General features: G+C 67.2%; 29 protein-coding genes. 17 read left to right on the plus strand and 12 right to left on the minus strand.

Translation table 11 applies throughout. The features are described 5' to 3' along the window. Position 1: 1 nt before the first annotated feature. Positions 2–487, minus strand: coding sequence for a hypothetical protein (locus tag M3673_RS01050; RefSeq protein WP_251530917.1), 486 nt, complete (start codon positions 485–487; stop codon positions 2–4). A 95-nt stretch (positions 488–582) separates the two neighbouring features. Here M3673_RS01050 and M3673_RS01055 point away from each other — a divergent pair, with 95 nt between their 5' ends. From M3673_RS01055 to M3673_RS01070, 4 genes are read left to right on the plus strand one after another with little or no spacing between them, the layout of a single operon-like run. Next, entirely contained in the window at positions 583–1,638 is a 1,056-nt protein-coding gene (locus tag M3673_RS01055; RefSeq protein ID WP_251530918.1) for an ArdC family protein, read from the plus strand. Beyond that, complete coding sequence (locus M3673_RS01060) at positions 1,635–2,153, plus strand: hypothetical protein (RefSeq protein WP_251530920.1); 519 nt, start codon at positions 1,635–1,637, stop codon at positions 2,151–2,153. The genes M3673_RS01055 and M3673_RS01060 overlap by 4 nt, the downstream gene beginning before the upstream one ends. Beyond that, positions 2,150–3,340 carry a type IV secretory system conjugative DNA transfer family protein gene (locus tag M3673_RS01065; RefSeq protein ID WP_251530922.1) on the plus strand — a complete coding sequence of 397 codons (1,191 nt, stop codon included), beginning with the start codon at positions 2,150–2,152 and terminating at the stop codon, positions 3,338–3,340. Before M3673_RS01060 ends, M3673_RS01065 begins: the two co-directional genes overlap by 4 nt. Positions 3,341–3,343: 3 nt before the next feature. Continuing rightward, complete coding sequence (locus tag M3673_RS01070) at positions 3,344–3,913, plus strand: TraG/TraD/VirD4 family protein (RefSeq protein ID WP_251530924.1); 570 nt, start codon at positions 3,344–3,346, stop codon at positions 3,911–3,913. A 68-nt stretch (positions 3,914–3,981) separates the two neighbouring features. On the opposite strand, the gene M3673_RS01075 is transcribed toward M3673_RS01070, so the two are convergent. From M3673_RS01075 to M3673_RS01090, 4 genes are all read right to left on the minus strand, one after another. After that, positions 3,982–7,176, minus strand: coding sequence for a hypothetical protein (locus tag M3673_RS01075; RefSeq protein ID WP_251530926.1), 3,195 nt, complete (start codon positions 7,174–7,176; stop codon positions 3,982–3,984). Further along, positions 7,173–8,954: a phospholipase D family protein gene (locus tag M3673_RS01080; protein ID WP_251530928.1), complete on the minus strand. Its 1,782-nt coding sequence runs from the start codon at positions 8,952–8,954 to the stop codon at positions 7,173–7,175. The genes M3673_RS01075 and M3673_RS01080 overlap by 4 nt, the downstream gene beginning before the upstream one ends. Positions 8,955–8,970: 16 nt before the next feature. Continuing rightward, a complete protein-coding gene (locus tag M3673_RS01085) occupies positions 8,971–10,176 on the minus strand; it encodes a DUF6361 family protein (RefSeq protein ID WP_251530929.1) in 1,206 nt (401 codons plus the stop codon). Between the two features lie 280 nt (positions 10,177–10,456). Beyond that, on the minus strand, positions 10,457–10,858 hold the full coding sequence (locus M3673_RS01090) for a hypothetical protein (RefSeq protein WP_251530931.1): 402 nt from the start codon (positions 10,856–10,858) through the stop codon (positions 10,457–10,459). A gap of 146 nt (positions 10,859–11,004) precedes the next feature. Here M3673_RS01090 and M3673_RS01095 point away from each other — a divergent pair, with 146 nt between their 5' ends. From M3673_RS01095 to M3673_RS01130, 8 genes are all read left to right on the plus strand, one after another. Beyond that, a complete protein-coding gene (locus M3673_RS01095) occupies positions 11,005–11,436 on the plus strand; it encodes a single-stranded DNA-binding protein (protein ID WP_251530933.1) in 432 nt (143 codons plus the stop codon). Positions 11,437–11,450: 14 nt separating this feature from the next. Beyond that, positions 11,451–12,029 carry a hypothetical protein gene (locus M3673_RS01100; RefSeq protein WP_251530935.1) on the plus strand — a complete coding sequence of 193 codons (579 nt, stop codon included), beginning with the start codon at positions 11,451–11,453 and terminating at the stop codon, positions 12,027–12,029. Positions 12,030–12,151: 122 nt separating this feature from the next. Next, positions 12,152–12,448 (plus strand): hypothetical protein, encoded by a 297-nt coding sequence (locus M3673_RS01105; protein WP_251530937.1) that lies wholly within the window; start codon positions 12,152–12,154, stop codon positions 12,446–12,448. After that, a complete protein-coding gene (locus M3673_RS01110) occupies positions 12,448–13,767 on the plus strand; it encodes a hypothetical protein (protein ID WP_251530939.1) in 1,320 nt (439 codons plus the stop codon). The genes M3673_RS01105 and M3673_RS01110 overlap by 1 nt, the downstream gene beginning before the upstream one ends. Before the next feature lie 52 nt (positions 13,768–13,819). Next, positions 13,820–14,008: an AlpA family transcriptional regulator gene (locus M3673_RS01115; protein WP_251530941.1), complete on the plus strand. Its 189-nt coding sequence runs from the start codon at positions 13,820–13,822 to the stop codon at positions 14,006–14,008. Next, on the plus strand, positions 13,995–15,158 hold the full coding sequence (locus M3673_RS01120) for a site-specific integrase (protein ID WP_251530943.1): 1,164 nt from the start codon (positions 13,995–13,997) through the stop codon (positions 15,156–15,158). Before M3673_RS01115 ends, M3673_RS01120 begins: the two co-directional genes overlap by 14 nt. Before the next feature lie 163 nt (positions 15,159–15,321). Beyond that, the gene (locus M3673_RS01125; RefSeq protein ID WP_251530944.1) at positions 15,322–15,603 is read left to right on the plus strand and encodes a type II toxin-antitoxin system RelE/ParE family toxin; all 282 of its coding nucleotides are present in this window, start codon (positions 15,322–15,324) and stop codon (positions 15,601–15,603) included. A gap of 20 nt (positions 15,604–15,623) precedes the next feature. Further along, positions 15,624–15,944, plus strand: a complete 321-nt coding sequence (locus tag M3673_RS01130) for a HigA family addiction module antitoxin (protein WP_251530945.1) — start codon at positions 15,624–15,626, stop codon at positions 15,942–15,944. 481 nt (positions 15,945–16,425) lie between these two features. Here the strand turns inward: M3673_RS01130 and M3673_RS01135 are convergent, their stop codons facing one another. The 4 genes from M3673_RS01135 to M3673_RS01150 all read right to left on the minus strand — a co-directional run bounded on the left by M3673_RS01135 (position 16,426) and on the right by M3673_RS01150 (position 19,235). Further along, entirely contained in the window at positions 16,426–16,743 is a 318-nt protein-coding gene (locus tag M3673_RS01135; protein ID WP_251530947.1) for a hypothetical protein, read from the minus strand. Positions 16,744–16,995: 252 nt separating this feature from the next. After that, positions 16,996–17,346 (minus strand): DUF6281 family protein, encoded by a 351-nt coding sequence (locus tag M3673_RS01140; RefSeq protein WP_251530948.1) that lies wholly within the window; start codon positions 17,344–17,346, stop codon positions 16,996–16,998. A gap of 63 nt (positions 17,347–17,409) precedes the next feature. Then, positions 17,410–18,066, minus strand: a complete 657-nt coding sequence (locus M3673_RS01145; RefSeq protein ID WP_251530949.1) for a response regulator transcription factor — start codon at positions 18,064–18,066, stop codon at positions 17,410–17,412. Next, positions 18,063–19,235 (minus strand): sensor histidine kinase, encoded by a 1,173-nt coding sequence (locus M3673_RS01150; RefSeq protein WP_251530950.1) that lies wholly within the window; start codon positions 19,233–19,235, stop codon positions 18,063–18,065. The genes M3673_RS01145 and M3673_RS01150 overlap by 4 nt, the downstream gene beginning before the upstream one ends. Positions 19,236–19,443: 208 nt before the next feature. On the opposite strand from M3673_RS01150, the gene M3673_RS01155 reads away from it, so the two are divergent. Both M3673_RS01155 and M3673_RS01160 read left to right on the plus strand, forming a co-directional pair. Beyond that, complete coding sequence (locus M3673_RS01155; protein ID WP_251530952.1) at positions 19,444–20,343, plus strand: ABC transporter ATP-binding protein; 900 nt, start codon at positions 19,444–19,446, stop codon at positions 20,341–20,343. Beyond that, complete coding sequence (locus M3673_RS01160; RefSeq protein WP_251530954.1) at positions 20,340–21,161, plus strand: ABC transporter permease subunit; 822 nt, start codon at positions 20,340–20,342, stop codon at positions 21,159–21,161. Before M3673_RS01155 ends, M3673_RS01160 begins: the two co-directional genes overlap by 4 nt. Positions 21,162–21,326: 165 nt before the next feature. On the opposite strand, the gene M3673_RS01165 is transcribed toward M3673_RS01160, so the two are convergent. Next, the gene (locus M3673_RS01165) at positions 21,327–21,965 is read right to left on the minus strand and encodes a hypothetical protein (protein WP_251530956.1); all 639 of its coding nucleotides are present in this window, start codon (positions 21,963–21,965) and stop codon (positions 21,327–21,329) included. A gap of 207 nt (positions 21,966–22,172) precedes the next feature. Between M3673_RS01165 and M3673_RS01170 the strand changes: the two genes are divergently transcribed. Continuing rightward, a protein-coding gene (locus tag M3673_RS01170) for an IS3 family transposase (protein ID WP_251530958.1) occupies positions 22,173–23,365 on the plus strand; the annotation gives its coding sequence in 2 pieces (ribosomal slippage) (positions 22,173–22,457 and positions 22,460–23,365; 1,191 coding nt in all). 162 nt (positions 23,366–23,527) lie between these two features. On the opposite strand, the gene M3673_RS01175 is transcribed toward M3673_RS01170, so the two are convergent. Next, the gene (locus M3673_RS01175; protein WP_251530960.1) at positions 23,528–24,337 is read right to left on the minus strand and encodes a GIY-YIG nuclease family protein; all 810 of its coding nucleotides are present in this window, start codon (positions 24,335–24,337) and stop codon (positions 23,528–23,530) included. Between the two features lie 161 nt (positions 24,338–24,498). Between M3673_RS01175 and M3673_RS01180 the strand changes: the two genes are divergently transcribed. Beyond that, on the plus strand, positions 24,499–25,335 hold the full coding sequence (locus M3673_RS01180) for a DUF4839 domain-containing protein (protein WP_251530962.1): 837 nt from the start codon (positions 24,499–24,501) through the stop codon (positions 25,333–25,335). A gap of 266 nt (positions 25,336–25,601) precedes the next feature. On the opposite strand, the gene M3673_RS01185 is transcribed toward M3673_RS01180, so the two are convergent. Next, a complete protein-coding gene (locus M3673_RS01185; protein ID WP_251530964.1) occupies positions 25,602–25,976 on the minus strand; it encodes a YciI family protein in 375 nt (124 codons plus the stop codon). Between the two features lie 194 nt (positions 25,977–26,170). Here M3673_RS01185 and M3673_RS01190 point away from each other — a divergent pair, with 194 nt between their 5' ends. Beyond that, complete coding sequence (locus M3673_RS01190; RefSeq protein WP_056862646.1) at positions 26,171–26,836, plus strand: AIM24 family protein; 666 nt, start codon at positions 26,171–26,173, stop codon at positions 26,834–26,836. The last annotated feature ends 96 nt before the right edge of the window (positions 26,837–26,932 follow it).

The raw sequence follows: 26,932 nt of genomic DNA on the forward strand, positions 1-26,932 counted from the left end.
ATCAGCGCCGCTTGCCCGTGCCGAAACTGCCTGGCGCACGGAACCCCATCGCGTCCCGCCTCACTTTCGGCTTGGGCTTGTAGGACCTCTCGCTCATCAGGCACCGTTCGCCCTTCTTCGTGAGGTGTTTCGCGATCGTGGTGACGCCCTCGAATCGGGTCATCACCACGAAGGCGTGGCACTTCGGGCAGTAGTCCTGGGTTGACTTCGACTTTGGGCGCTTCTTCTTGCCCTTCAGCCCCGGGGTGGCTCGACGCGCCTTTCCAGTCGAGTTCTTGGACGGCGCGGTCGACTGACCCGGTAACGGTGCGGGGGGCTGAGCTGAAGCGCGGGGCGGGAAGGTCTCTCGGATCCGCGCGATTAGTTCAGTGCGGTCAACATTCCAGCCGCGTGCTATCACCGCGTCGGCTAGCCCGCTCACGGACATAGTGCCGTGCTGGCGACGAACCAACCGGATCGCTTCGTCGACGGTTGGCGGCAGGGGCACGAGTTCATGATGGCATCGGCCTCTGACACGTGTGGCCGAATCCATCACCTGCGACAACGCCGGGACACCTGCCCTCCGAGAAGGGAGGGCAATCGATGAGAGTCCGAACGCGAGACCTCGCCGCTCGCGAGGAGAAGCTCGAAGCGCTCCAGCAGAAACTCACCGATTCCGTCGGTGCGCTCGTGAGCGGCGAGGACTGGAAGCGTGCGCTGATGTTCGCGGCAAAGTTCCGCGGACGCAGCTTCGGGAACACGATGCTGATCGCCGTCCAGCACTACGCGGCCTTCCAAGAAGGTCGGGTGCCCGACCCGATGCCGACCTACGTCGCCGGCTTCCGCCAGTGGCAAAGTCTCAACCGCGCGGTGATGAAGGGACAGTCCGGGTACGCGATCCTCGCACCCGTCACGGCACGGTTCGCCTCCCGAACCCCTGCAGAGCCCGAGTCGTGGAGGCGTCTCGCCCGAGGCGAGAAGCCGAGCCCCGGGGAGGCAGTCCGGTCGAAGCTGGTCGGCCTCAAGCCCGCTCACGTCTGGGACGTCTCCCAGACCGACGGCGAACCGATCCCCGAGCCGCCTCGGCCGACGCTGCTGCAAGGCCAGGCTCCCGAGGGCCTGTGGGATGGACTGGCCGATCAGATCACTGCCCACGGCTTCGAGCTGCGACTGGTCTCCGACGCGAGCACGATAGGTGGCGCCAACGGACTCACCGATTACCTGACCCGCGAGGTCTCGGTGCGCATGGACATGGACGACGCCGCCCAGGTCAAGACACTCGCTCACGAGCTGGGGCACGTCATGCTTCGTGGCCCCGACAACGCAGACGCGGCCATGCATCGCGGCATCGCCGAAGTCGAGGCCGAATCGGTCGCACTGATGGTCGGTGCCGCGCACGGGCTGGCGACCGACGACTACACCATCCCGTACGTCGCGTCGTGGGCGTCGAGCGTCCCCGGTAAGTCCCCGGTCGAGGTCGTGCAGTCCACCGCTGAGCGTGTTCGCGGGGCAGCGGTCTCGATCCTCGACCGGCTCGACACCCCGCAGGTCGGTGACGGCAATCCGCCCGGACTCGACCGGGAGGCTTTGGCCGCCGGCCACCGCTCAGCTCCTGAGCAAAGGGTCGCGCAGCGGCAGGTGGAGACGATCGGGATATGAGCCTGATCAACGCCGCCACGCCGTACCGCCGCGACGACCGGCAGACCGTTCGCGTCCCGGTGGTGATGCCGCTGGTGGAGGTCGATGTCGACGACCAGGGCTACCTCACCGTGACACTCGACCGGGAGCCCTACTCAGCAGACCGGTCTCTGACCCGCACCGATCTCAAGCGCCTGGTCGACGACATCGCCGCCGACCTCGATACGCCGGTGCGCGTCGAGGTCCGAGAGGCCGACCAGTCGAGCTTCACCGACATCGTGACGCCGGGCCGCCCGCAAGTGCAGGTGGTCGCGCCTGCACGCAGGGCCACTTCGTCGGTCGGTGAGGTAGCCGGCGACGGGTTCCTGCCCAACGAAGAGATCGCCGTCGCCGTCGTTGTCGCGCGCCAGGCCGCCAACTCCGACGGCACAGCCCGACTCCGACTGCCCCCAGCGCTCCTCGAAGCCCATCCCGGACTAGTGGTGTTGATGGGTAAGAAGTCCGGCACCGTCTGGGTCAGCGGCGGCGCCGCGTGAACCCGCGCGGCCAGGGCGTCGACGACGACCTGGTGAACCTCGGGCTCATCCTGATCGCGGCCGTCGGTGTCCTCGCCGCCGTCCTGCGCCTCGCCGGATCTGTGGCTGCGTGGGTGTCCGGAGCTGGCCAGCCGACCGGCGGGTGGGAGGCCGGCTTCCGCGTCCTGGCCGATCCCGCCGAACCGGGGTCCGCACTCGGTTCGGCGGGCCTCGCGGCGTGGTTCTACTGGCTGGTGCTGGTCGTCCTAGTCGCGACAGTCGTTGCCGGCGTGATGGTGTTGTGGCGACGCATCGGCTCGATCAAGCACCGGTCATCGCACGACCCGCGCCACCTTGCCGGAGTCGCGACCGGGCGCGACGTACGCGCCGTGGCATCACGGAAGGCGCTGCTCGATCGCGGTCGGACTCTTCGACCGTCGCTCGACAAGCCCGAGGCCCCAGATGTCGGCTACCTACTCGGTCGCTCGCGCGGCCATGAAGTCTGGGCCTCGGTCGAGGACTCGGTCCTGGTGCTCGGACCGCCTCGATCTGGCAAGGGCCTGCACGTCGTCATCAACGCGATCCATGACGCCCCCGGCGCGGTCATCACAACTGCGACCCGGCCTGACAACATCGCGGCCACTCTCACCGCCCGCCGAGCCCGGGGACCGGTCGCTGTCTTCGACCCCCAGCGGCTCGCCGAGGGCCTGCCGTCTGGGCTGCGGTGGTCGCCTGTCCGCGGCTGTGAGGACCCACTCACCGCGATGATCCGGGCCACTGGCCTCGCCTCGGCCACGGGGCTGTCCACCGGCGGCGTGGAGTCCGGAGGCTTCTGGGAAGGCAAGACCCGCACGGCGCTCCAGGCGCTGCTCCACGCCGCAGCGCTCGACAACCGGTCCCCGCGTGAGCTGTTCGGTTGGACGCTGTCGCCGTCGGCGGCAGCGGACGCGGTCGCGATCCTGTCGAGCAGCCCGAAGGCCGCTCCGGGCTGGGCCGACTCGCTGGAGTCGACGATCCACGCCGATCCCCGCACCCGGGACTCCATCTGGATGGGCGTCTCCCTTGCGCTCTCGTGTCTCGCCGACCCTCGCGTGCTCGAATCCGTCACCCCTCCTGAGGGCGAGCACTTCGACCCCGCCGACTTCCTCACCAACAACGGCACCCTGTATCTGCTCGCCACCGGCGCCGGAGCCGGCGCCTCCTGGTGACTGGTGGCAGCGTTCATCGAGGACCTGGTCGAGACCGCACGCCACCTCGCTGCCGCCTCTCCCGGTGCCCGACTCGATCCACCGCTGCTGCTGGCCCTCGACGAGATCGGCAACCTCTCACCACTCCCCTCCCTGCCCGTGCTCATGGCCGAAGGCGGAGGAACTGGGATCACCACCATGCCCGTGCTCCAGTCGCTGTCGCAGGCCCGCGACAAGTGGGGCGATCACGCCGCCGGCGCGATCTGGGACGCCAGCATCGTCAAGCTCATCCTCGGAGGCACCTCCTCGGCCAAGGACCTCCAGGACCTCTCCGCCCTGATCGGCGAACGGGACGAGAAGACCGACACCGTCTCCGTCGGCGACTACGGCTCCCGGTCGCTCCAGCGCTCCGTACGCCGCGTGCCAGTGATGCCACCCGAGGTCATCCGCACCCTGCCGTTCGGCACGGCCCTCGTGCTTCTGCGCAGCGCGCCGCCACTGGTCACCGACCTGCGACCTTGGACCGCTCGCAAGAACGCCGAGCGATTGCGCGAGGATCGCGCGTTCGTCGAATCCGCTCTTCACCACAGGTAGCCGCTCGGGGCCGTGCCGATGGGCTCGGCTCGCTCAACCACGAGGCGTTCGCTCGGCTACGCACACAACTACGGTGCGAGGTCAATCCGCATAGCGCGGAGCGACTCAGGATCGGCATGCAGTCCGCGCTTTCGCAAGAGTTCCAGCATGTCCTCCTGCCGGGGCTGACCGAAGGTCAGTCGATAGAGCGCGACGTCCTGCTTGATCTTGTCGTATCGCGCTTCGTCGCTGCTCAAGAGGAACGGCGCGACGTGTCGCTCAATCTTGTGCGGACCGGGGTAGACCCACCCGGGCGTAAAGTCTCCGAACTCAGATTGATACTCCGTCGCTGCGTCAAAGAGACGGCCCCAGGGGTTACCCGGCGCCCACGTCGAGAGGACGGCTGACCCATGCCTGGACGCGATGTTCTTGCGGACCGCGTGGCCGCGGTACCGATCTACGCGCCCCTCGCGTTGCTCGAAGTCGACCGGGTTCGCCGGAGTGTTCCAGTGGAAGATCGCGTGGCACCACCAATGGAAATCAATTCCCTCCTGCCCGACTGACGTGGACGCGAGCACCATCGGCCAGAACGGGCTGTTGAACGAGCGGCGAACCTCTGGCTGGCGCACGTCCTCGGACTCGTGCTGCCGCCCGCCATAGCGCAGCGCGAACCGCGGTGAGAACGCCAGATCGTGCTCAAGGTTCACAGGGTCCTTGGCCCGATACGTTGAGCCGCGCAACCCGATGGCTGCACTCGCCTCGGCAGCGAGACCGAAGAGCACCTGGTCGTCAATCACCTTGCCTTGAACGTCTGCCGCGAGATGGTGAAGGTACTCATCCAGGGCAGCCTCTAGGTTCCCTGCTGCGCAGTAGGCAAGCACTTGACGCCAGAACGGGGCGTCCCCGGCGAGGGCGAGCTTCTCGATGAGCTTGATGGTGTCGGGTCGGTTGAAGAGGCTGCGGAGCCCGTTAGCGAGGTGAGCGGATGCGCGGAACAAGCCCATCGGCGTGGTTGCGTCGGTGCCAGCGGCGATCCGCATCACAACTCGGTACGCGATGTTCCCCGGCGAGAACAGCGCGACATCGGTCAGGACGTCAGCGGTGTCGCCGTCGATGGAACTCAGGCCGCTGGCGAGAGCATCCGCGGCCAACTCGACGTGGCGCGCGAGACCGGCCGCGTCGATCGGCTCGTCGTCATGCTCGGAGATCGATCCGCCTTCGAGTGCCGCGGTGACGGCGGCCACCGATGCGGGGGCATCGTCGGAGACGGGCCAGTTGCTCGGGATGGCGAACGCTGCCCTCCAGTGACTCTCACGCAAGTCCGTGTCCCCGGTGTCCGTGGCGTCATCGGTGGACCGAGCGCCGGCGGACCACGTTCCATCGATGGCCGCGCGAACGAGTTCGCGAAGCGCGTCAGTCGGCACCGGCTGACCACTTCGCGTTGCAAGCACGCGGAGCGGATCTGCCGCCGCAGCTAGCGTCGGCATCGGCCAGTGAAGGAGCAGGGTGGACATCTTCGCAGGAGTGCCTGCGCGGAGACTGTACTGAAGGTGGCGGGCCAACCGCTTCCGGTTCGCGGGCGTGTACTGCGTGTAGTTCGTACCCTCGGCGGAGCGTCGTTCAGCTTCGTAGCTGAGGATGCTCGCCACCGAGGACGGGGTGGCCGTCCACGAGGAGAACACCAGCCGCTTCGTCATTCTCTGCGCGCCGGTCTCAGCGAACGGGCCACTGGGCTCGACGTAGGGCATGGACGGCGGGACCCAGAGCAGTTTCCACCAGCCCCGGTCCAGAGTGTCCTCGGCGAGCGCGCGGATACGAGCATTCCCGGGATCCAGCGCCCTGAACGACGCGATCTGGCGGGCATCGATCCGCTGGGTCGCCCGGAGTGCAGCGAGCAGATCCGGGTCCTCGGACGCGCTGTCGATACGTTCACCGAACTTGTAACCGTCGCAGAAGTTGATGAAGTACGGCGCGGACTTCCAATACTCCGGCGTGACGAGCCCGCGGTCGCGGTCCTGCTCGACGTACCGTGAGACGTCACGAAGTCGCGCGTAGCCGACCAGGTCCAACGCCGACACCTCGTCGGCAGTGTTGTTGTGCTCAACAAGCATCGAACCTTCTGGGAGCACCGGACGCTCTGCTCTGCTCATCAACTTCATAAGGCCGAGACGCAGATCCCTGACGACCTCACCAGGAGCAATCCCTGCGACAACGGCAGCGCGGTAGGACGCCAAGAGTGCCTTGATGTCGGCAACATCGACATCGTCGCGGCCCTTTGCTAGAAAGCCCAGCGTCGTGAAGAGATCCTTCGCGTGGTCCTCCTCGCGCTCCTCGGCGTAGGTGAAAGGCTTGTACGGAGTCGCCGACAGGAGCAGCACCTTGGCGGCGTCGTGCTCAAAGAGGTAGTGAGCCAACTCGCCGGCAGGATTGTCGACACTAAGGAGGTGCTTGAATCGCTGGAATTCGTCCAGGATGACAAGGTCGGGTTCGAGCGTCTCCACGCTTGCGCGAGCCAGCTCGCTGCGGAGCCCGCGGACCAAGGTGAGGTTTTCTTCGTGGTACTCGTCCGGGACGTAGCGCTTCCGGCCGACCGCCTCGAGGAGTTCACCGAGGCTTGTGTGGAGTGAAGGCTTGCCATCGCGTCGGCGGGTGAGGCCCGCAGAGAATGCCTTGCGGATTCTCGGGTCAAAGCCATCCTGGTCGAGCTCGCGGTAAAGTTCGTCAACGCGAGCTTCGAACCGCTCCACCGTTGTGACGGTGCCTTGGAGAATTCTGAGCGCGGCCTTCCATGTCCACCCATCGAAGTCGTAGATCTCGCTCAAGCCCAGGAGGATCATGGCGCGCTCCCGGGCCATTCCGAGGCTGTGTCCCATGTCGAACGACGTACCTGGCGTGAATGAGACAAGGTTGATCGGCTTGAGTCCGCCCTTGGCGCGGGTATTCAAGCGGGCGCTATGAGCGCCCAGCATCGTGAGCCTGCTTGAGAACGGGAGCTCGGGCTGCCCTGTGACGTTGAGGCGCTTGATGTTCTGCTGGGCGAGGTCCGCGTTAGCGCAGACGTAGACCACGTCGATGCGCTTGACCGAATCGTCGTGTTGGAGGTGCTCGATTGCCTTGGCGATCACGCCTTGTGCGACGCGTGTCTTACCCAAACCCGTCTCGTCGGCCACGAGGAAACGCTGTGCTTGGGCGGGTCCGTAGAACTGGTCGAATACGTGATCCACGGAACGTCGCTGGAAGGCAGTGAGGTCCCGCAGGTGCGGAGCGGCATCGTAGGTCGTCATCGGATCTTCGCCAGTACCTTCCGTGCCTCCTGAACCGTTCCCCACAACTCGTCGACACCCTTGGGGAGAACATCACGGCCGGCATCCGTTGCCTGGAGTCTGCCGATGAGACGGTCGAGGTCCTCAAGCACCGAAGGGCTCTCAGCGAGGGCCCGGAGGACCAACTCCAGAACACCCGGGCCACCCGTCAGAGGGTTGAATCCGCCGGAGCCGCTTCCGTCACCACTAGCCAAGGCCGCGAGGAGGGCTGGATCACCCAGACTCAGGAGGAGGTACAGGAAGCGGAGAAACTTCTCCGGCGTGTCGATCTGACGTGCAAGCACGACATCGAGCCGGTCGACCGGATCGCCGACAAGTTCCGCCACGAGCACCGTTCCGCCCGTCAGCCCGCTCGCTGTTGTGATTCGAACGACGAGGAAGGGGGTGATGTCGGCCGTCTCTACGCGCTTGAACGTTTCGTCGATTGGGATGCCGGCCACCACCGTGCGCACCGCGCCAGGCGAGGTGAGCAGTTCGATCGTCGCCTTCCAGTCGCTCGGAAACGTGTACTCCCGGTCTGCAGCCACTCGAAGGTCGTGCCGCGGCTCTCCGTCACCGGCTGTTGCGGCGACCGTCACGGTGTGGGTGATCTCCGAGATCGCGCGGAGGACGTTGTCGAGATTCTTCTGCTCGTCTTCCTGCGAATCCGGCTTAGCTCCGCCGACCGGCTGGTAGCTCTCCAGAAGACTTCGGAACGGAGCATCGTCGCCGAGGAACGCGTCGATGCCGAGATGCTTGCGCGGCCCCTCGAACTCGACGCAGAACTCGACATTGGTCCTAAGCGCAGTGTCGGTGGCGTTGGTAGAGCCGATGATCAGGCGTGCTCGGTGTGCCCGCCCGTGAGGCTCGATGACGTACATCTTCGCGTGCAGGTGACCGAGGAGTCCCTGGGCTGGACCGTCGGCTGGCTTTTCGCCGGCCTCTGGCTCGTCGCGGAAGCCGGCGAGGGTGTCGATGATGAAGGCGTCGAGCCGTGCGACCGACTCCGGATTGAGCTTCTCCAGTTCCTCCTGCCGCGAAAGGATCGAGATCGGGCCGTCAGGTCGGATGAGGTTGAGCCCGTTGTCGTTGACGAAAGGCGACACCACGAGGTGGCGCGCGCCGGCGAAGTCGATCGACCCCTCACGACCGTGGTCGAGATAGTGGAACGTGACGCTCTCGACAGCTTCGGGGTATTCCCATTCAACGAAACCGGCCTCGGTCGCCAGCCTCTCGACGCGAGCCGTCCTTTCAGCGTCGAGTGGCCGGATCGTTCGGCCGGGCATGCTGCGCAGGAACGCCTGCAGCGGCCGATTCTCGGGAAGAGGTCGGCGACTGAGGCCGGAAGAATCTAGTCGTACGGCCAGGTCCCACGAAGCGTCGGCGGTGAGATTCCTGGTCAACACCAGAAGGCGGTAGGCCGACCGCTGGTCGTCATCCACGTACTTGACGAACCAGACCTTCGGGTGGAAGAGGCCACCCTTCGGGCGGCGTACCTCGTGCACCATCGGTTCTAGGAACGCAAGGAGATCGGGAGCCTTGCCCGGAACCCCGATGTTCCCGCCCTGGCAGAATACGTCTAGTCGCTGCGCCGTTCGGCGCACCGACTCCAAAGCCGCGACCGGGTCGGGAATGCGACCGGAGAACGAGTACGAGCTGAAGGCAAGCGCCGGGATGAGAGTCGCCGTCAGATCGAGCGTGAAGGTCGTGGCCACGGCACTGTCGAAGGTGAAGCCGGTGGAAGGCTTGAGCTCGCGCAACAGTACGGCGCGACGGTCAGGAGCGAGCATCGCGACCGAACCCCTTCACGATGTCGTTCACGATGACGCGCACCGTGCCCCAGCGATATGCCAACTGCCCCGTGCCAGAGGCCCCCGACCAGGTCGCAAGCATGCGTGGGTTCAGGAGCCGGGACTGCTTACCCTTTCGTTCCTCTCGCGCACGCACCGACCGGCGAAGATCGCGATTGTTGGCCACGCCGGAATAGGCGCCGTTTCGGATCGCACCAACCCATGCTTCAACGAACAATTGCGCACGCTTGTCGATCCGCGGGTTCGTCGATAGGACGAGTTCCCACATCCGCTCGATGTTCCAATGCTGGAGGTTGTCCAGGTTCGGAGTGACGAAGTCCTCGATCCACGCGTCGAGTTCGCCGCGGTAGTACTCCCCGGCGTCTTCAATCCGGTTCAGGGTGGCGTCCGCGTCGTACATCTCGCCGATGAGCAGGTTGTAGAGCAGCGAGGCCCCATGCATGACGCCGCTGAACCGGTACGCGTGATCGAGAACCTCGAACTGTTCACGATCGACGACATCCCACGCGAAGCTCGTGCCTGCAGGAATGACAAGCCTCCGGTCCAGGAGGTGGGCAAGGACCGACTCTGGAGCCGCTGCGACGATCCGATCACGGAGCCATTCGGCCTCGGCCAGTTCGAGGTCAAAGCCGCCGGGCACGGCCTTTGGGAAGCCAACCGGGGGGGCGGGAACACCCGCATCCCAATCCGCGAAGATGCGGGCACTGAGCTCGGTCGACCCGTCCCCGATTCCAGCCCCCGCCAGGAGACCGAGGTCGTTGTCGTGGGTCAAGATGTTGTAGTGACGAAGACCCGACCAGTAAATGGTCGAGGGCAGGTTCTTGATGCTTGGTCCCTTCCGCCGCCCGATCAGTCCAACGGCGTCCTCAAGGTTCGAGTCGAGAAGTGTCTTGATGAGCTCTCTTTCCTGCTGCTCACCACGGACGACCACCGCACGACCGCGGGCTTGCGCGGCCTTACCGTGGCTGTAGCACCACGGCACGAACAGGAAGTAGCGCGCTCGTGTCTGGATCACCGAGGTTCCGGGAAAGAGAAGGTCGCTGAAGGCATCCCGGATCTGGCCGATCCCAAGCTCGTCGCGACCCTCCTGCTGAGCGAACAGGCTGATGAGCTCCCGAGCAGCGCGCTGCTCCTCGGGGGTCGAATCAAGCCACGCGATGAGCGATGTCATCGCTGCCAGACTTCGGCGTCGAGCTCGCCGTCTGGCATTGCCATCTGGTCTTGCGGACCTTCCGGGGCGAGCGTCCAAGTCGCCCCGCACGAACTGCACTCTCGGTTGTATCCGGGGTGGACACAACCGACCCATCGGACCCATTCAGGGTCGCTGTTCATCACCTCAGCTCCTGACGGCATTCCGATGACCAGGTGGATGACGGCCCCGGATCCGCACGATGGACAGTTGCCGCGTGGAAGGTCGTATCGCGCCTCGACGGCTCGGTCTGGTGGCAGCATCACTCGGACCCTCCGTCGTCCATCATGTTGAAGAGCCGAACCTTGCCGAGTGCTCCCTGCAAGATGGCGATGAGCTCATTTTCAGCGAGCAGTCTCAGGTTGGGCGCCGAATCGTCTTCTCCGTATGGCTCGAAGTCGTCAACGGTCTGCGCACACGAGCGCACGAGCTCGACGACGCTCAGCGGGAAGTCGAAGGTGGAGCCGATCGCCTCGTCGCTCCCCTGAACGACGACTTCAAGTGAGGTCTCGTCTCGGTCCTCGTTCCAGACCTCTTCAACGCCGATGGGCCTCGCGAAGAGGAACATCAGCAGGGTCTCGACATCACCGATTCCATCGATGTCGACGACGTTCAGCAAACCCTCGGTGTCGTCAACGACCGTGGTGAATCGGGTGTCTGTCATGACTTGATTCTCCCAGAGACGTCCGACAGAGACTGGCCACTTCGCTCGTGCGCGACGTTGCTCGCCGACGCGGAAGGCCGTCGTTGCACACCTGACTCGTGACAGCGGTCGCCATCCGGGCGCCGCCCGAGGTCAGGAGTCAGGCCATGACGATTCCCACCCAGATGAGCCTTCAGGGGTTCGTCGCGACTGCGCCGGAGCTCACCTTCACCGGCAAGGGGCACGCACGGTTCTACTGCCGGGTCGGCATCGAGCAGCACCGCAAGGAGGTCGACGGGTCGTTCACCAAGCTCGACCCGGTCTGTTGCGACCTGGTGCTGTTCGACCGTGCGGCCGAGCGGGCCTACCCGCGGTTCAAGCCGGGCGACCAGGTCGTCGCCTCGGGCTACGTCCACGAGTACGAGCAGGAGCGTCCCGGCGGACCGAGCGAGATCCGCGCGCAGTTCGTCGCCCGCCGGATCGGCCATGACTGTGCCCGCACCCGCTACGTCGTGGACCGCACGCCGACCCGGCAGCCCGAGCCGCCGACGAACGAGCTGACGGTCGTCAACGAGCCCGCACCCGCCGTCGGCATCTGACCGCGACCCTCGTCATGACGATCCGCGTTGACGACGGCCAGACGTCGCTGCCGGACGACGAGCACGGGGTCGAGTCGGAGTACGGCGATCCCGAGGACCGCTTCGGGACCGCCGACTTCGAGGTCGACCGGCCTTTGCGCCCGGTCAATTGGAACCTGCTCACGGCTGACGAGGCGATGGCTGAGTGGACCGACCTCGACGCCTGGGTCGACTGGTTGCGGTTGAGCTACGGGCTGCCGCCGACGGTGGTGCCGCCGTACTGGCATCGCCACGACGAGCTGGTCTGGGAACTGTCGGCCCTGCACACGCATTGGCTCAACGCCTACGACTGCGAGGGGACACCGTCGGGTCCGATCGGGTGGCATCGCGACTTCGCCGAGGCCAGCAATCGGCTGCGTGAATGGGTTTCCACCGCAGGATGCCGACTCGATCGGGACCGGCGCACGAGGCAGACGATCTGGCCCGGCGAAGCCCCACGGGACAGCGGTGGCGAGGTCGAGATCGTCGACCGCTACGCCGACTTCCTCCTCTTTGTCCATGAGGACGTGGCCGCCCGGCGACGCGTCGAGGAACGAGTCCGCGCGGCCTCCTAGCGGTGCATAGCGGCTGCATCCGCCGCGTTCTCCACAGCCACCACAACGCGACTCCCGCGTCGTCGCCCGGCACTGCACGGTCAAGGGCACGCCGCCGGCCACGCGACCCGAAAGGAATCTCCATGTTGCTCGCCCACGCGGTCACGCTCGGACGGGCCCGTTCCTACGTCGCCGCACTCGCGGACGCTGCCCTCACCCTCGACGCGTCGATCGAGTACGACCGCGTGCTGCTCCAGATCGACTTCGTCCACGGTGACTACGTCCCCGGCATCGGCCGGGTCCCGGTTGCCGACCGCGACGTGCTGTTCGCGGTTGCCGAGTCAGCCATCGAAGGCCTCACCCGGCACGGGATCGACTCTCTGACGGTCGAGCTCGTCCTCGACATGCTGTGGGCCGCCCGAGAGCTGGATGCGCCCTGATGTACGGCGAGACCAGTGGCATGCTCCGCGACGCCCTCGGTGAGTTGCTGCGTCGGCACCGCATCCAGCAGCGCATCGGGGGCGCCGGCATTCACACCGTCCCGGTGACGACCACGGTCGCGGAACGCAGGGTGATCGGCCAGCAGGTCGCCCGCTACCGGCAGGCCGTACTCGTGTGGTGCCACCAAGCCATGCAGGCTGCCAACCCACGCATCGGTCTCGACGTAAGCACCGGCCGCACCCGGGGCCCGGCCGAGGAGCTGCGTTACCGCCTCGAACGCACCCTCCGTGACAGTGATGTAGACCTACCCACCCTCGACGAGCTGGTCACACCGCAGAAGTTCGACTTGGTCGAGTCCTGGCGCGAGGCAGCCCGCGCCTGCGCGCTCGGCGAGCACGACTTCGCCTACGGAGTCGGCTACGGCCGACTCTCAGAGGCCCAATGTATGACGGTCATCAAGGACGCCGCCGACGTGGCGCGTGCTCTGGTCAGCCTCGACCGGCGCTACGCCAACATCCCCGGCTGGCGATTCTTCCCCGAGCCCGGTCGACTCGGACGCGCGGCGGCCACCTGTGCGACCTGGGCCGGATACGGCGAACCCGACTACACCGTCGACCGACGCGGTTGGCGGCCAGCGCCCGCCCTCATCGGGGGCCAGGGCCTGCCGGGCATCACCGGGGTCCTCCAGGCCCAGCACAGCCTGCTCCTCCACCTCGGCCACTTCCCCACCGCACAGAACCTGCGCCTGGTGCTTGACTCCCAACGCAACATCTCCCGGGAAGCTGCCCGACGACTCGCGCCGATCGACCCGGTACTCGCCGAACGATGGCACCAGCGCGGGGAGACCTACGGCCGTCTCGTCCGAGAGGCACGTGACCTCGGCGGCGTGTTCGGCATCGGTGGAGCCGCCGCTGGACAAGGAGCGGTCGCAGCCACGCGCATGGCCAAGCTCGATGACGCCGAGCTCTCCGACGCGCTTCAGGTTCGCCGGCTCCAACGCGTCAGCGCGGGCATCGACGAGCGAGTCTGCAACCTCGTGGAGTACGGCGCCGCCCATCGTCTCTACTTCCACCGCGTCAACCTCCCCCGCCTGGACCTCGACGCTGGCGAGCTCGTCCACACGAGTCGACAGAAGTTCGCCCCCATCACCTCGGCGGTGCAGGGCGAGCTCCTGGCGATCGTGCGCAGCGACCTGCGGCCCACACCTATCCAACGCAAGCCGCCGAAAGGTGCCGCAAGAAGCCGCCTCGACTTCGAGGCCGCGCTGCACCACAGGCCACCAGCGAGAGGAGCGAGCCCTGATGTCCCGTCGATCTGACCCCGCAGCCACCCGCCACCACGCACCCCGCGATCTGAACCAAGGAGGCACCATGGAGAAGCTCTTGTCGGTCGCGGACGTGGCCGACTTCCTCGGCGTTCCCGTCAACACGCTCTATCAGTGGCGTCATAAGGGCAACGGTCCGACCGCGTTCCGCGTCGGCCGCTTCCTGCGCTACGACCCAGCCGAGGTGCGTGACTGGCTCATCACCAACGCAGAGGTGACTCATGGCGCACGTTGAACGGCGCGAACGCCGCACCGCGGACGGAACCCTCCTGAAGACCTACCGCGTCCGTTGGCGCGGCCCGGACGGCAAGGAGCGGAACAAGACCTTCCAGAAGAAGGTCGAGGCGGACCGGTTCTGCGCCGTCGTGTCCGCTGACCTGGCCAAGGGTCAATACGTCGATCCCGACGCGGGCAAGATCCCCTTCGAGACTTACGCTCGCAAGTGGATCGACGCGCAGACCTTCGAGGAGACCACTCGGGAAGCGGTCGAGCTGCGGCTGCGGCTGCACGCCTTCCCGATTCTGGGTGACCGCTACTTGTCCGAGATCCAACCCTCGACCATCCAGAGCTGGTTGCGCACGCTCGCTGACCTCGCGCCGACCTACCGCAAGGTGGTGTTCGCAAACGTGTCCACCGTCTTCACCGCAGCGGTCGACGACGAGCTCATCCCGAAGAACCCATGCAAGGCCCCCTCGGTACGGAAGCCACGATCCGACCCGAAGAAGCTTGTCCCATGGACGAGCAAGCGGGTCTTGGCGGTCCGTGACGCGTTGCCCGACCGCTATCAGATCGTGGTGTGGCTCGGCGCCGGCCTCGGGTTGCGGCAGGGAGAGATCTTCGGCCTCTCCCCCGACGACATCGACTTCGACGCCAGCGAGGTGCACGTCCGACGTCAGGTCAAGCTCTTCTCCAGCAACCGCCAGGTCTTCGGTCTGCCCAAGGGCCGCAAGACCCGCAAGGTGCCACTGCCGGACGCGGTCGCCGATGCAATCACCGCCTACATGACAGCGCATCCGCCCATCGAGGTGACTCGGCCGTGGACGACGCTCGACGGGAAGCCGACGACAGTCTCGCTGCTGCTGACGACTCGAGAGAAGGGAGCGATGAATCGCAACTACTTCAACACCTATCTGTGGCGTCCTGCGTTGGAGCGAGCCGGCGTCCCCGATCTGCGGGAGAACGGGTGCCACGCGCTGCGCCACTTCTTCGCCAGCACGGCCCTGCATGAGGGCGAGACCATCAAGGCGGTCAGCGAGTATCTCGGTCACGCCGACCCGGGCTTCACCCTGCGGACCTACACGCATCTGATGGAGGGCAGCTCGGAGCGCACCAGGCGTGCGATCGACACCGCGTTCCTCGGCGAGGACGAGGAAAGCGACGAATGAACTGCGCTCGACGGTCAATACAACGGTCTTGCCCGAGATTGGAGACAACCGTTGTCGCGTTCCGGCCGCCGTTGACGGCCTCGGTCCACTTCCAGACGGAATCTGACGGTCGAATCCAATACTTACGCTTGGCGTTAGTATCGTTGCACGTTAGGATTGTGTTGTGATCCGGTCCTTCAAGAACACGGACACCGAGAAGGTCTGGAACCGCGAACATGTCCGAGCCCTCGGACCCGAACTGCAACGGGTCGCGCAGAAGAAGCTCCGCCTTCTCAACGCGGCTTCAGAACTGAACAGCCTGCGGGTGCCTCCGGGCAACCGTCTGGAGAAGCTGGTCGGCGACCGCGCCTGCCAGCACTCTATACGCATCAACGACCAGTACCGGATCTGCTTCGTCTGGACCGACACCGGTCCAACCGACGTCGAGATCACCGACTACCACTGAACGCACGAGAGGAGACGAGCATGGCCACCACGGCGAAGGCACCTGATTCCAAGGCACACAGTCCGATCACCCCGGGCGAGATCCTGTTGACCGAGTTCCTGGAGCCGCTGGGCATCAGCCAGTACCGCCTCGCCCAGGCCACCGGTCTCCCCCAGACCCGGATCAGTCAGATCGTGCGCGGCAAGCGCGCTATCACCACCGACACCGCCCTGCGCCTGTCCAAGGCGCTCGGCGTCGACGACCGGTTCTGGATCAACATCCAGACCGACTACGACCTGGAGGTCGAGCGCGACCTGCACGCCGACGACCTGGCCAAGGTCACGGCCCTGGTCGCGATCTGAACTCGGCAACGTGCGGCCCCACGGAGGCCCCAGCGCGATCAGAACCCGCGTTTGCGCAGGTCAACACAGGTGCGTAGATCACTACTACGACATCTGAGCCACGTCGTCAGCACCAGGGAGGCCCCCGATCCGAGAAAGTGTGGATCGGGGGCCTCCTTCGTGCGCTGGGGGGCAAGAGGCCGTCCTGAGCGGGCGTTCGGGCAGGTCACCCGCACCGACCTGTCGCTGGTTCTGTCGGTCATGGATCGGTCACACCCGACAGCGGCGTCAACAAAATGACGGTCGGGCCCAATGCCCGAAACAGGTCACTGCGCAGGCGCTCTCGAGGGCCGGGGCGCTCGCGACGACAGCATCGCGGGTCTCGCAGTCTCACGCGACTGCACGACATCGCCTTCCCCGACCCGACAATGCGTCATGAACCTTCCCTCAGATCCGGCAACCGACCATCACCACGACGTCTGTGAGGGGGGCACCAGATTGTTCAGGCATAGCCGACCCACCGCTTCTCCAGCACCTCGTCAGTCAGCCCGTCGTAGGTGACATACGCGCCGCCGTCGCCGCCGCCAATCTTCATCGCTTCGCACGAGGGGTAGAAGCGGGTGTAGCCGCCAGCGCCGCCCCCGGCAGCCTGGCCGCGAATGTCGAAGATTCGGTGAGCCTTGGTCTTCGCCATACCTACGGTGACCTTGCGGTGCTCCTTGAAAGTCGCGCATCGTGGCGTGTCCGCCGAAGCTGTCGCCGGGACCCCCAACACCAGAGCGGCGATGATCGACACGAGGGCAAGCGAAAGGATCTTCATCTGAGCATTCTTGCCTCATCGACTTTGCGATGGGCACAAACGGGCACAGCAGACCTGCCAGTACCGTTCCTCGGCCCCGCAAGTCACAACCGTGACGTCGGATCGATGCGATCCGAGATGTCGCCGAACTCGAAACTTGGGGCAGTAGCACCCGGGACTGTGCTGAACAGGATGAGGACCGTCGAGCCGGGCCTGCGGGAGAAGAGCCAGGCGACCTCAGATCGTCGCTGCTCCCACGAGGAGCGTGCATTCCTACTGGATGAGCACCGCTCCGACGTCAGGCGGGAGGTCGTCCGCCGTCGCACCTTCGACGAGGAAGATCGCGCCCGCGTCGGTCGCGCTGACGATCGCTACCTCGGGAGCGACACCGTCGACCTCGTGCGCCATGAACTCGAGTGTGAACGAGCCCTTCTCCGCGCAACCGGCCTCCGTCGCCGAGCCGAGCATGTCGCCGGCGGCGATCCCCTCGGTCGTTCGGCGCTCGACGTAGGCGCGACCCTCGAAGGTGATCGTGGTGGGGCACGGATCCTCACGAGAACCCACGACGACCACGGCGATGCCCGCGACGAGGACGGCGCTCCCGGCGACCACGGCACGCTTCACGCGCCTACCGTAGGCGAACGTCGAGTGCGGTACGGCGCGAAGCCGCAGCCGGGCGCGTCGGGCTCAGTCCCGGACCCGACCGGTCTCGTGTGCCCACAGGGCGAGCTCGACGCGGTTGCGGGCGCCGAGCTTGGCCATGAGGCTGCCGAGGTGGGTCTTCACGGTGCTGAGGCTGATGTGGAGCTCGCGGGCGATCTCGGCGTTGGTGCGGCCCCGGGCGACGGTGAGCAGCACCTCCTCCTCGCGCTCGGTGAGCGGGTCGAGCGGCTGGGCGGGAGGCGCCGTGCGGCCCGTGCCGGCGAAGGTCGCCAGCAGCCGGCGGGTGATGCTGGGCGAGATGAGGGCGTCGCCGCGGGTCGCGGCGCGCACGGCCTCGCCGAGCAGCTCGCGTCCGGCGTCCTTGAGCAGGAAGCCGGAGGCGCCGGCCGCCAACGCGCCGTGCACGTACTGGTCGAGGTCGAAGGTGGTGATGACGACCACCGCGACCGGGTCCTCCACACCCGGTCCGGCCAGCAGCCGGGTCGCCTCGACCCCGTCGAGCACGGGCATCCTGATGTCCATCAGGCACACGTCGGGGCGCAGCTCACGGGCCAGCCGTACGGCCTCCTGACCGTCGCGCGCCTCCCCCACGACCTCGATGCCCTCCAGCGTGCCGAGGATCAGGCGCAGTCCGGTGCGCACGAGGTCCTGGTCGTCGGCGACCAGCACGCGGATGCTCACGCCGGCACCCGTCGCGGCAGGGTGGCGGTGACGGCCCAGCCGCGGTCCGGGCAGGGGCCCGCCTGGCAGGTGCCGCCGAGGAGCAGGGCGCGCTCGGTCATGCCGGCGATGCCGAAGCCCGCCGGGGCGGCCTCGGATGCGCTGGGGTCGGTGGTGCGGGGGTCGGTGGTGCCGGGGTCGCCGTCGTCGCGCACGAGGAGGGTGAGGGTCGAGGCGTCACCGGTGAGGCGTACGTCGACCCGCGTGGCGTGGCGGGCGTGGCGCAGCGCGTTGGTCACCGCCTCCTGCGCGATCCGGTAGACCGCGGCGTCGATCGCCGCCGGCAGGCCGGCGACGTCACCGGAGACGCCGACCTCCACCCGCGGACCGGCTGGCGAGGCCCCGGCCAGCCGCGCGAGGTCGGCGACGCCGGGCTGCGGGGCGTAGGCCACGGGCGCGTCGCTGCGCAGCACACCCACCATGGCCCGCATCTCCGCCAGCGTGCGCGAGGCCTCCACCTCGATCACCCGCAGCGCCTCCAGCGGTGCGGTGGGGCTGGTCGCGGCGAGCGCGCGCCCGGCCTGGGCCTGCACGGCGATGGCCGAGACGTGGTGGGCCACGGTGTCGTGCAGCTCGCGCGCCAGCAGCACCCGCTCCTCCGACTTCGCCTGCGCCAGCCGCCGCTCCCGGGCGCCGTGCTGGGAGCGGACGGCCCAGCCCAGCACGAGGGAGGAGACCAGCACGGCGTAGCCCCCGACCGCGTCGGCGAGCCCGGTCCAGCTGACCACCGCCGCCATCGTGGCCGGCACCAGGATGACGCCCAGCCCGGCCACCGCCTCGCGCCCCGAGCCCCACCGGAGGAGCGCGTAGGGCAGCACCAGGACGTAGAGCATCGAGTAGACGTCGAGCACGGGGGCGCCGACGGTGAGCAGGCCGAGGTCGACGACCGCGATCGTGCCGAAGGTCGCCGCCACCACCGCGAAGGGGTGGGTGCGTCGCCACAGCAGCAGCGGAGCGAGCCCGAGCGTCACCACCACCGAGAGCACGGGCGTCGCCAGGTCGGCACGCAGCGCTCCCTCCAGCAGGACGCAGACCACCACGAACGCCAGGAGCGCCCGGTCGCGCCGGACGCGAGCCGGCGGGGCCGAGGGACGGGGCTCCTCCAGCAGGGAGCGCAGCGGGTTGCTCACCGGCCCAGCCTAGGGATGCGGCGCCGCGCGGGGACCGGCCGAAAGTCTGACCCGGCGCTCGGCCGAAGGCACGACGTACGTGGAGCCTCACGGCCGATGCCCGGCGACCCCGCGCGCCGCCACGGTGGGGCTCTGGTCCTGCGCACCCGGCGCGGACCGTCCCAGGAGGCCGCCATGCCCGCTGCACCAGACCGTGAGGGTCGAGCCCATGATCACCGTTGAGTCGCTGACCAGGACCTACGCCGGCGCCGCCGCCGTCGACGACGTCTCCTTCACCGCCCGGCCCGGCCGCGTCACCGGCTTCCTCGGGCCCAACGGGGCCGGCAAGTCCACCACCCTGCGGGTCGTGGTGGGCCTGACCGCGCCGACCTCCGGGTCGGCCACGATCGACGGCGTCCGCTTCGCCGACCTGCCCAACCCCGGCCTCGAGGTGGGCGTGCTCCTCGACGCCTCCGCGCAGCACGCGGGTCGCACCGGACGCGAGACTCTCGCGATCGCCGCCGCCACCATGGGCCTGCCCGGCTCCCGTGTCGCGGAGATGCTGGAGCTGGTGAGCCTGACCCCCGCCGAGGCCAGGCGGCGCGTGCGCCACTACTCCCTCGGCATGCGCCAGCGCCTCGGAATCGCCGCCGCGCTGCTGGGCGACCCCCGGGTGCTGATCCTCGACGAGCCCGCCAACGGGCTCGACCCCGCGGGCATCCGGTGGATGCGCGACCTGCTGACCGACTTCGCCGGCCGCGGCGGCACGGTGCTGCTGTCGTCGCACCTGCTGCACGAGATCGAGGTCATCGCCGACGACCTGGTCGTGATCGGCGGGGGCAGGATCGTCGCCTCCGGCACCAAGGAGGAGCTGCTCGCCGCGGCCGGCACACTGGCCCGCTCGGCGGCGCCGCGCGAGCTGGCCCACGCACTGGAGCTGGCCGGACTGCCCAGCACGCTCGCCAGCGACGGCTCGGTGCGCACCGACGCCGACCCCTCCCAGGTCGGGGCCGTGGCCCTGGCCGCCGGCATCGCCCTCACCGAGCTCCGCTCCGCCGAGGGCGCCGGGCTCGAGGACATGTTCCTCTCCCTCACCGCCGCCACCCAACGCGAAGGAGTCGCGGCATGAGCGCCACGACCGTCACCCCGACCACCACGCCCGCTCCGGGGGCCGTGCCGGGCCGCAGGACTTCGCGCCCGGTCGCGACCAGGCGCCTCGTGGTGATCGAGCTTCGCAAGATGTTCGACACCCGCTCGGGATTCTGGCTGCTGGTCGGCATCGGCGTCCTGGCGGTGCTCGCCAGCGGGGCGGTCGTCGTCTTCGCCCCCGACGACGCCGTCACCTACGACAGCTTCGCGACCGCGATCGGCCTGCCCATGTCGGTGATCCTGCCGATGATCGCGATCCTGTCGGTGACCAGCGAGTGGAGCCAGCGCAGCGGGCTCTCCACCTTCACCCTCGTGCCCCACCGCTCACGGGTCATCGGCGCCAAGGCGCTCGCGACCCTCGTGGTCGGGCTCGTCTCGATGGCGCTCGCCTTCGCCGTGGGCGCCGTCGGCAACCTGGCCGGCTCCGCGCTCGCCGGCGTCGACACCGTCTGGGACGTCTCGCTCGCCGCCGCGCCCCAGATCGTGCTGGGCAACCTGGTCGGCATGGCCGTCGGCTTCACCCTCGGCGTCGTCCTGCGAGCCTCTGCGGCGGCGATCGTCGGCTACTTCGTGGTCTCCCTCGTCATGCCCGGGGTGCTCGAGCTGCTCGGGCTGGTGCGGGAGTGGTTCCTCGACCTGCAGCCGTGGATCGACTGGAACTACACGCAGGTGCAGCTCTTCGAGGGCGCCACGGACACTGCCGAGGAGTGGGCGATGCTGGCCTCGACCACCGCGCTGTGGATCGTGCTTCCTCTCGTCGTGGGCCTGGTGTCGCTGCGGCGGTCGGAGGTGAAGTAGCCAGCCGGAGCCGCAGTGTCGCGGGTCCTTGACGTACTCATGACAAAATACCCGCGGTTGCTCAAGCCCGGCTGACGGCCAGGTGATGGTCTTCTCGAAGGTGCGTCTCTTCGCCGCCATCGAGATTTGTGGTGGCGCAACTCCGACACGTGCCCTTCTTGGAGGTCAACTCCTGAGGGCAACGACGAAAGCAGCCCAGGCAGTAGAGCGAAGGCGACGCTTCTCTTGAACTGTCTCGACAACCTGCAGCGCTCCGTTGGCCACGGTCCCGAGCATGGGTAGCACGGCGTTGCCGGCTGGGCTGAGGGCACCGCGCCCGAGCGTTTGGTAGATCGGACGATTGCGGTGTTCCCGCTGGAGCGACCGACGCGCGTAGGCGTCCGCAAGTTCCGAGATCTCGAGCGCTTGGTCTGTTGGGAGCACATTGCCACTTGGGATGTTGCGTAAGTGCTCCCTGAACGATCTCAGCTGCGGGTGAGCGCGGAGCTCCTCGAGGCCCTCGTGGTAGCCGCCGTCCGGACCCAGACAGTTCGGCACCTTGATTGTTGCCAGCTCGGTTGCGACATCGACGTGCCAGTCGGTGAAGCGTCTATCCACGTACACGTCCACGACCCGCTGATTGACGACCTCCGTCGCCACACTATTGGTGAGCACGTCCAGTTCGTTCATCTCCAGCGCCGCGGCGATACCCAAATCGATGATGACGCTGTCTGCATGCGCTGAGTTGCCGTTGCGGTCGAACCCGTCAGTGTGTGTCAGCGCTTGCGAGTGATTGTCGATCCCGCCACCAGCGCCCTGGGTCATGGCAGCGATCGTGCGAGCGAAAGTTCCGCCGATGTCGCCCCAACCGAGTGACCCGTACTCCGAGATGAGTTCCGACATCTGTTCATAGGCCGTGACCGCACCCGCGTCATCGGATATGAACTCGACGTAGGGGAGGTCGGGGCTGCTGCACGAGTAGGTGACATCTGATCTGTGGTGCCGAGAGGTGCCGCTGGAAGGATGTGCACTGTGCCGAAGCCGTATCCCAAGGAGTTCCGCGAGGACGTCGTTCGGGTTGCCAGGAATCGTGAGCCGGGCGTCCACCTCAAGCAGATCGCTGCCGACTTCGGTATCAGCGAGTCCTGCCTGACGAGCTGGATGAAGACCGCCGACGTCGAGGACGGCATCAAGCCCGGGACGACAGCGGCTGAGAACGCCGAGAACCGCGAGTTGAAGAAGCGGATCCGGCTCTTGGAGCAGGAGAACGAGGTCCTGCGTCGGGCGGCTGCCTACCTGTCGCAGGCCAACCTGCCGGGAAAATGATGTACCCGCTCGTCCGCGAGCTGGCCGGCGACGGGATCCCCGTCACGGTGACGTGCCGGGTGCTCAAGATCGCTCGCCAGCCCTACTACCGCTGGCTGGCTGCCCCGGTCACCGATCCCGAGTTCGAGCAGGCATACCGCGCCAATGCTCTGTTCGACGCCCACCGCGACGACCCGGAGTTCGGCTACCGATTCCTCGTCGACGAGGCCCGTGAAGCGGGCGAACCAATGGCCGAGCGGACCGCGTGGCGGATCTGCTCACAGCAGGGCTGGTGGTCGGCGTTCGGCAAGCCCAGGCGCGGCAAGGCCAAGAAGCCCGGCCCTCCCGTCCACGACGACCTGTGTGCCGTGGTCGACAGGCACGGCGTGATCCGCCATGTCTTCGCCGCTGACGGTCCGAACCAGCTGTGGCTCAGCGACATCACCGAGCACTGGACCGGTGAGGGCAAGCTCTACGTCTGCGCGATCAAGGACGTTTACTCCAACCGGATCGTGGGCTACTCGATCGACTCGAGGATGAAGTCCCGGCTGGCCGTCGCCGCACTCAACAACGCGGTGGCCCGACGTGGTGACGTGGCCGGTTGCGTGGTTCACACCGATAGGGGATCGCAGTTTCGCAGCCGTAAGTTCGTCCACGCACTCAACCGTCACGGCATGGTCGGATCGATGGGTCGCGTCGGTGCCGCGGGCGACAACGCCGCCATGGAGAGCTTCTTCAGCTTGCTCCAGAGGAATGTCCTCGACCGTCGCTCCTGGGCCACTCGCGAGGAGCTCCGGATCGAGGTCGTGACCTGGATCGAGAGGACCTACCACCGCCGCCGTCGACAGGCCGCCCTCGGCCGATTGACCCCCATCGAGTTCGAGACCATCATGACCGCGCCAGCCACTCAGGCTGCGTGACCCAACCTGTCACCTGACCGTGCAGCAGCCCCCAGCCTTGGTCCAAGACGATGACATGGCAGGGATCTTGTCATGCCCCCAAATCGTGCGAGCTGTCTGCGCTACGGACTTCTGAGGAGCGTCCTACCGCCGCGTTCGAGAGTCGTGGCGTAACGAGTGAACTCACCCGCCGTTCAACCCGTGGCGCACCGAGTCGAGTGCCCGCTTGAAGTGGCTCTCAGCTGCGTTGACGACCGGCTCGGGGGTCGAGGGGTCAAACACTCGCAGCAGTGAGAACCTGAACGTCGTCGGGTCAAGACCCCGCAAGTCCCTGTTGCCGCCGTGGCCGTTCGTCGCGTACGCCGTCCAGCGCTGGTAGATGTTCTCGGCGCCGTCGGCCTTGCCGACGTAAGCCCGACCGTCGCGGGTGTCGGTGATCAGGTAGATGCCCATGACTGAGGACAGCGCGGTGCGCCAGGAAGCGTAGCGGTGCTCGCGGATCACCGCCTGGAGTTGGGGATGCTCCAGGACGAGCGAGTCGAAGCCGGGGAAGCGGATCGGCTGAGCATCGGCGATCTCCATCACCTCGTACGCTGCTGCCGTCGTAGCGTTGACCCGCCAGGTGCGTGGTGAGTGCCATCGGATGACGAGTCGGTTGCGCAGATCGGCTAAGTCATCGCACACCTCCAGGTGGAACGAGCGAACGACGTCGTTGCGCTCCGCCTCTCCGTGATTGATCACAACCCGCCACAACCTGGCCCGATCGCCGCCCTCGGGGAGGAACACCACCCACAGTCGAGGAGGTGCGGCAGGAAACGTGCGCGTGCTGATCGATTGGACACTGGTATAGGCGAGGAGGTCGTCATCCGAGGTGTTGGGGTGAATCCCGGGCGTCCCGTCGTTGTGCACGGCCACGTAGGCGTGCCTGATCACGAGGGTCTCGGCCGGATCTATTCCAGCGCTGGCCATGATCGACTCGAACGTGAGGGTCATTTGTGCAGTCTCCTAGGTCCTATTGGCCTCGACCCAGAGAATCGTCGAAGCGGCGGTGCGCACCAGTCGGTTCGCACCTGCACGATCGCCTGACGCCACTCGTGATCGTGCTTAGACTCCGTCCGCGCGGCAACGGGTATGCGCAGAGGGAGCGATTCGACATGGCCAACGACGGCAATCCGCAGTATCGATACGAGACGAAGAAAGTGCTTCGAGGCCGTGAGGCCAGCACAATCTCCAAGATGCGGGCCGAAGGCTGGGAACTGGACCGCCAACGGCCCGGGCGGGTGCAGACCGAGTTGAACTTTCGCAAGGTCAAGAAGCCCGTGCCGTGGCGCCTGATTATCCCGGGCATTGTCGCTGCAGTCGTAGCCGCTATGGCGATCGGCGTGTTCGCGGCTCTCGGCGGCGACGATTCACCGAACGAGGCGGCTGCCACCGACTCGACGACGCCGAGCGACACCAATGCTTCAGCCGATAGCGCGTCGGAGCCATCGAGCGAGTCGACATCCGCGACGTCGAGCGAAACCACCGCGACGACGCCTTCAGCACCGACTACTGCGCCCAGCGAGACATCTTCTGCTGCTCCTACGCCGTCACGCACCCTCGCGCCCGACGCAGTCCTGACCGTCGACAACAGCCCGGATCTGAAGCGGCTGCTGGCCTCAGGTGCCGACCCGGCAATCAGCAAGGACTTCGCAAACCGCTTCGGCGGCCGAACGATCGAGTTCAACGGTGCGGTCTACGACACGCAGCCTTACGAGGACTACGACACCCGATTCAACTTCCTGATCCTCGGCAGGGACTTCGACCCGAATGCGGGTGGTGACGGGCCATCGTTCCAGTTCCGTGACGTCAACTTCGGTGACCTGAACGTAGAGGGCCGCGGCTCGAGCGTGGGGACCGGGGACAACCTTCGTATCGTCGCTGAGGTCGTCAAGTTCGAGCAGAGCTCGGAACTCTTCCTCCTCGACCCGATCTCTACGCGGCTCCGCTAGATCCAGGAGGCCTTGCGACTATCGCACGCACGCACGCCGCCCTCGCCAGGCACGCTGGCTGCGCTGGCGCCAGCCAGGTCGGCGAGCCTTGAAGGCGTCTTTGGCCAAGTGCGGTGGATAGTCGTAACTGACGCGTCGAACCACCGCTAACGACGCAGTCCCCAGCCCGGGGGCACTTTTCGAGCGGGCAACGCTCGTCGCCTAAGTCCGTCGGCCGACCGGGGTGCTCGGCGATGCGGGGCGACTCCTGCGAGCCAGTGACGACTTCACTCCGCCGGCGTGGCACCGCGCATCGAGCCGCCCTTGAAGCGGCGTACCTCCTGGGGCCAGCCGCAGCCCTCGGCGACCCTGCCGGCCCACCGACGGGCGGTCTCGTCGTCGGGGACGTCGATGATGGTCATACCGCCCAGCCACTCCTGGGTGGTCGTGAAGGGTCCGTCGGTGACGACCGTGGTGCCGCTGGTGGCGTCGGCGCTCGCGGCCTCCGCGAGGTCCTCCTCGAGTCCGCCGGCGAAGACGAGGACGCCCTGCTCCCTCATGTCGCGGACGACGGCGGTCGAGGGCTCGACGCGGGTCTGGTACCACGCCTCTTCGTGGTCGCCGACCCACTGCTGGTTGAAGAAGATGAGGTAGTGCGGCATCGGTCGTTCCTCTCTGGCGGCACCGGGCGCGGGGAGCGGCCTCGGTCAAGCGAGCCTCACACCTGGACGGCCTCGGCGCCACGTCTCCGAGCCACGTGTTCGCACGTCGTCGCAGCGATCCGGCGCGAGTCGCCGCGCCCAGCAGCGGCGGCCCGTAGCCTGCGAGCGACAGCCCACGACACGAAGGAGCCCCCATGCGCAGCAACCTGTTCGGCACCAACCTCGAGTCCGAGAGCGCGGAGCGCTTCACGCTGCAGAACCCCCGGATGCTCAAGGTGGCCCTCGACGGCGAGGTGATGGCGCGACAGGGCGCGATGGTGGCCTACCAGGGGCAGGTCGACTTCGCCTACCAGGGCGCGGGCGGCATGGGGAAGTTCCTCAAGAAGGCCATTACCGGTGAGGGCATGCCGCTGATGAAGGTCACCGGCCGCGGCGACGTCTTCTTCGCCGACGACGCCTCCGAGATCCACCTGGTCACCCTCGACAACGACTCGCTGACCGTCAACGGCAGCAACGTGCTGGCCTTCGACAGCTCCCTGACCTGGGACATCAAGCGTGTCGAGGGCGCCTCGATGATGGCCGGCGGCGTCTTCAACACCACCTTCACCGGCACCGGCACCGTCGCCATCAGCACCCACGGCGAGCCCGTGGTGCTCAACGTCGACGCCCCGACCTTCGCCGACATCCAGTCGGCCGTGGCGTGGTCGTCCTCGCTCAGCACGTCCGTACGCCGCACCGCGGGCGCCGGCGCACTCATCGGCCGCGGCTCCGGGGAGGCCTTCCAGCTGGCCTTCAGCGGCCAGGGCTTCGTCGTCGTGCAGGCCAGCGAGGGCCGCACGGTCGCGCCGCACACCCACTGAGACCGGGCCACGGCAGCGGCACGCAGCCGTCGGACCTCGGCGGGCCCGGTCAGCGACCGGGCCCGCCGGGCAACCCCTGCCGATGTGGTCGGACCA

It is taken from the genome of Nocardioides sp. P86 (genome assembly GCF_023712465.1).
Taxonomy (GTDB): Bacteria; Actinomycetota; Actinomycetes; order Propionibacteriales; family Nocardioidaceae; genus Nocardioides; species Nocardioides kribbensis.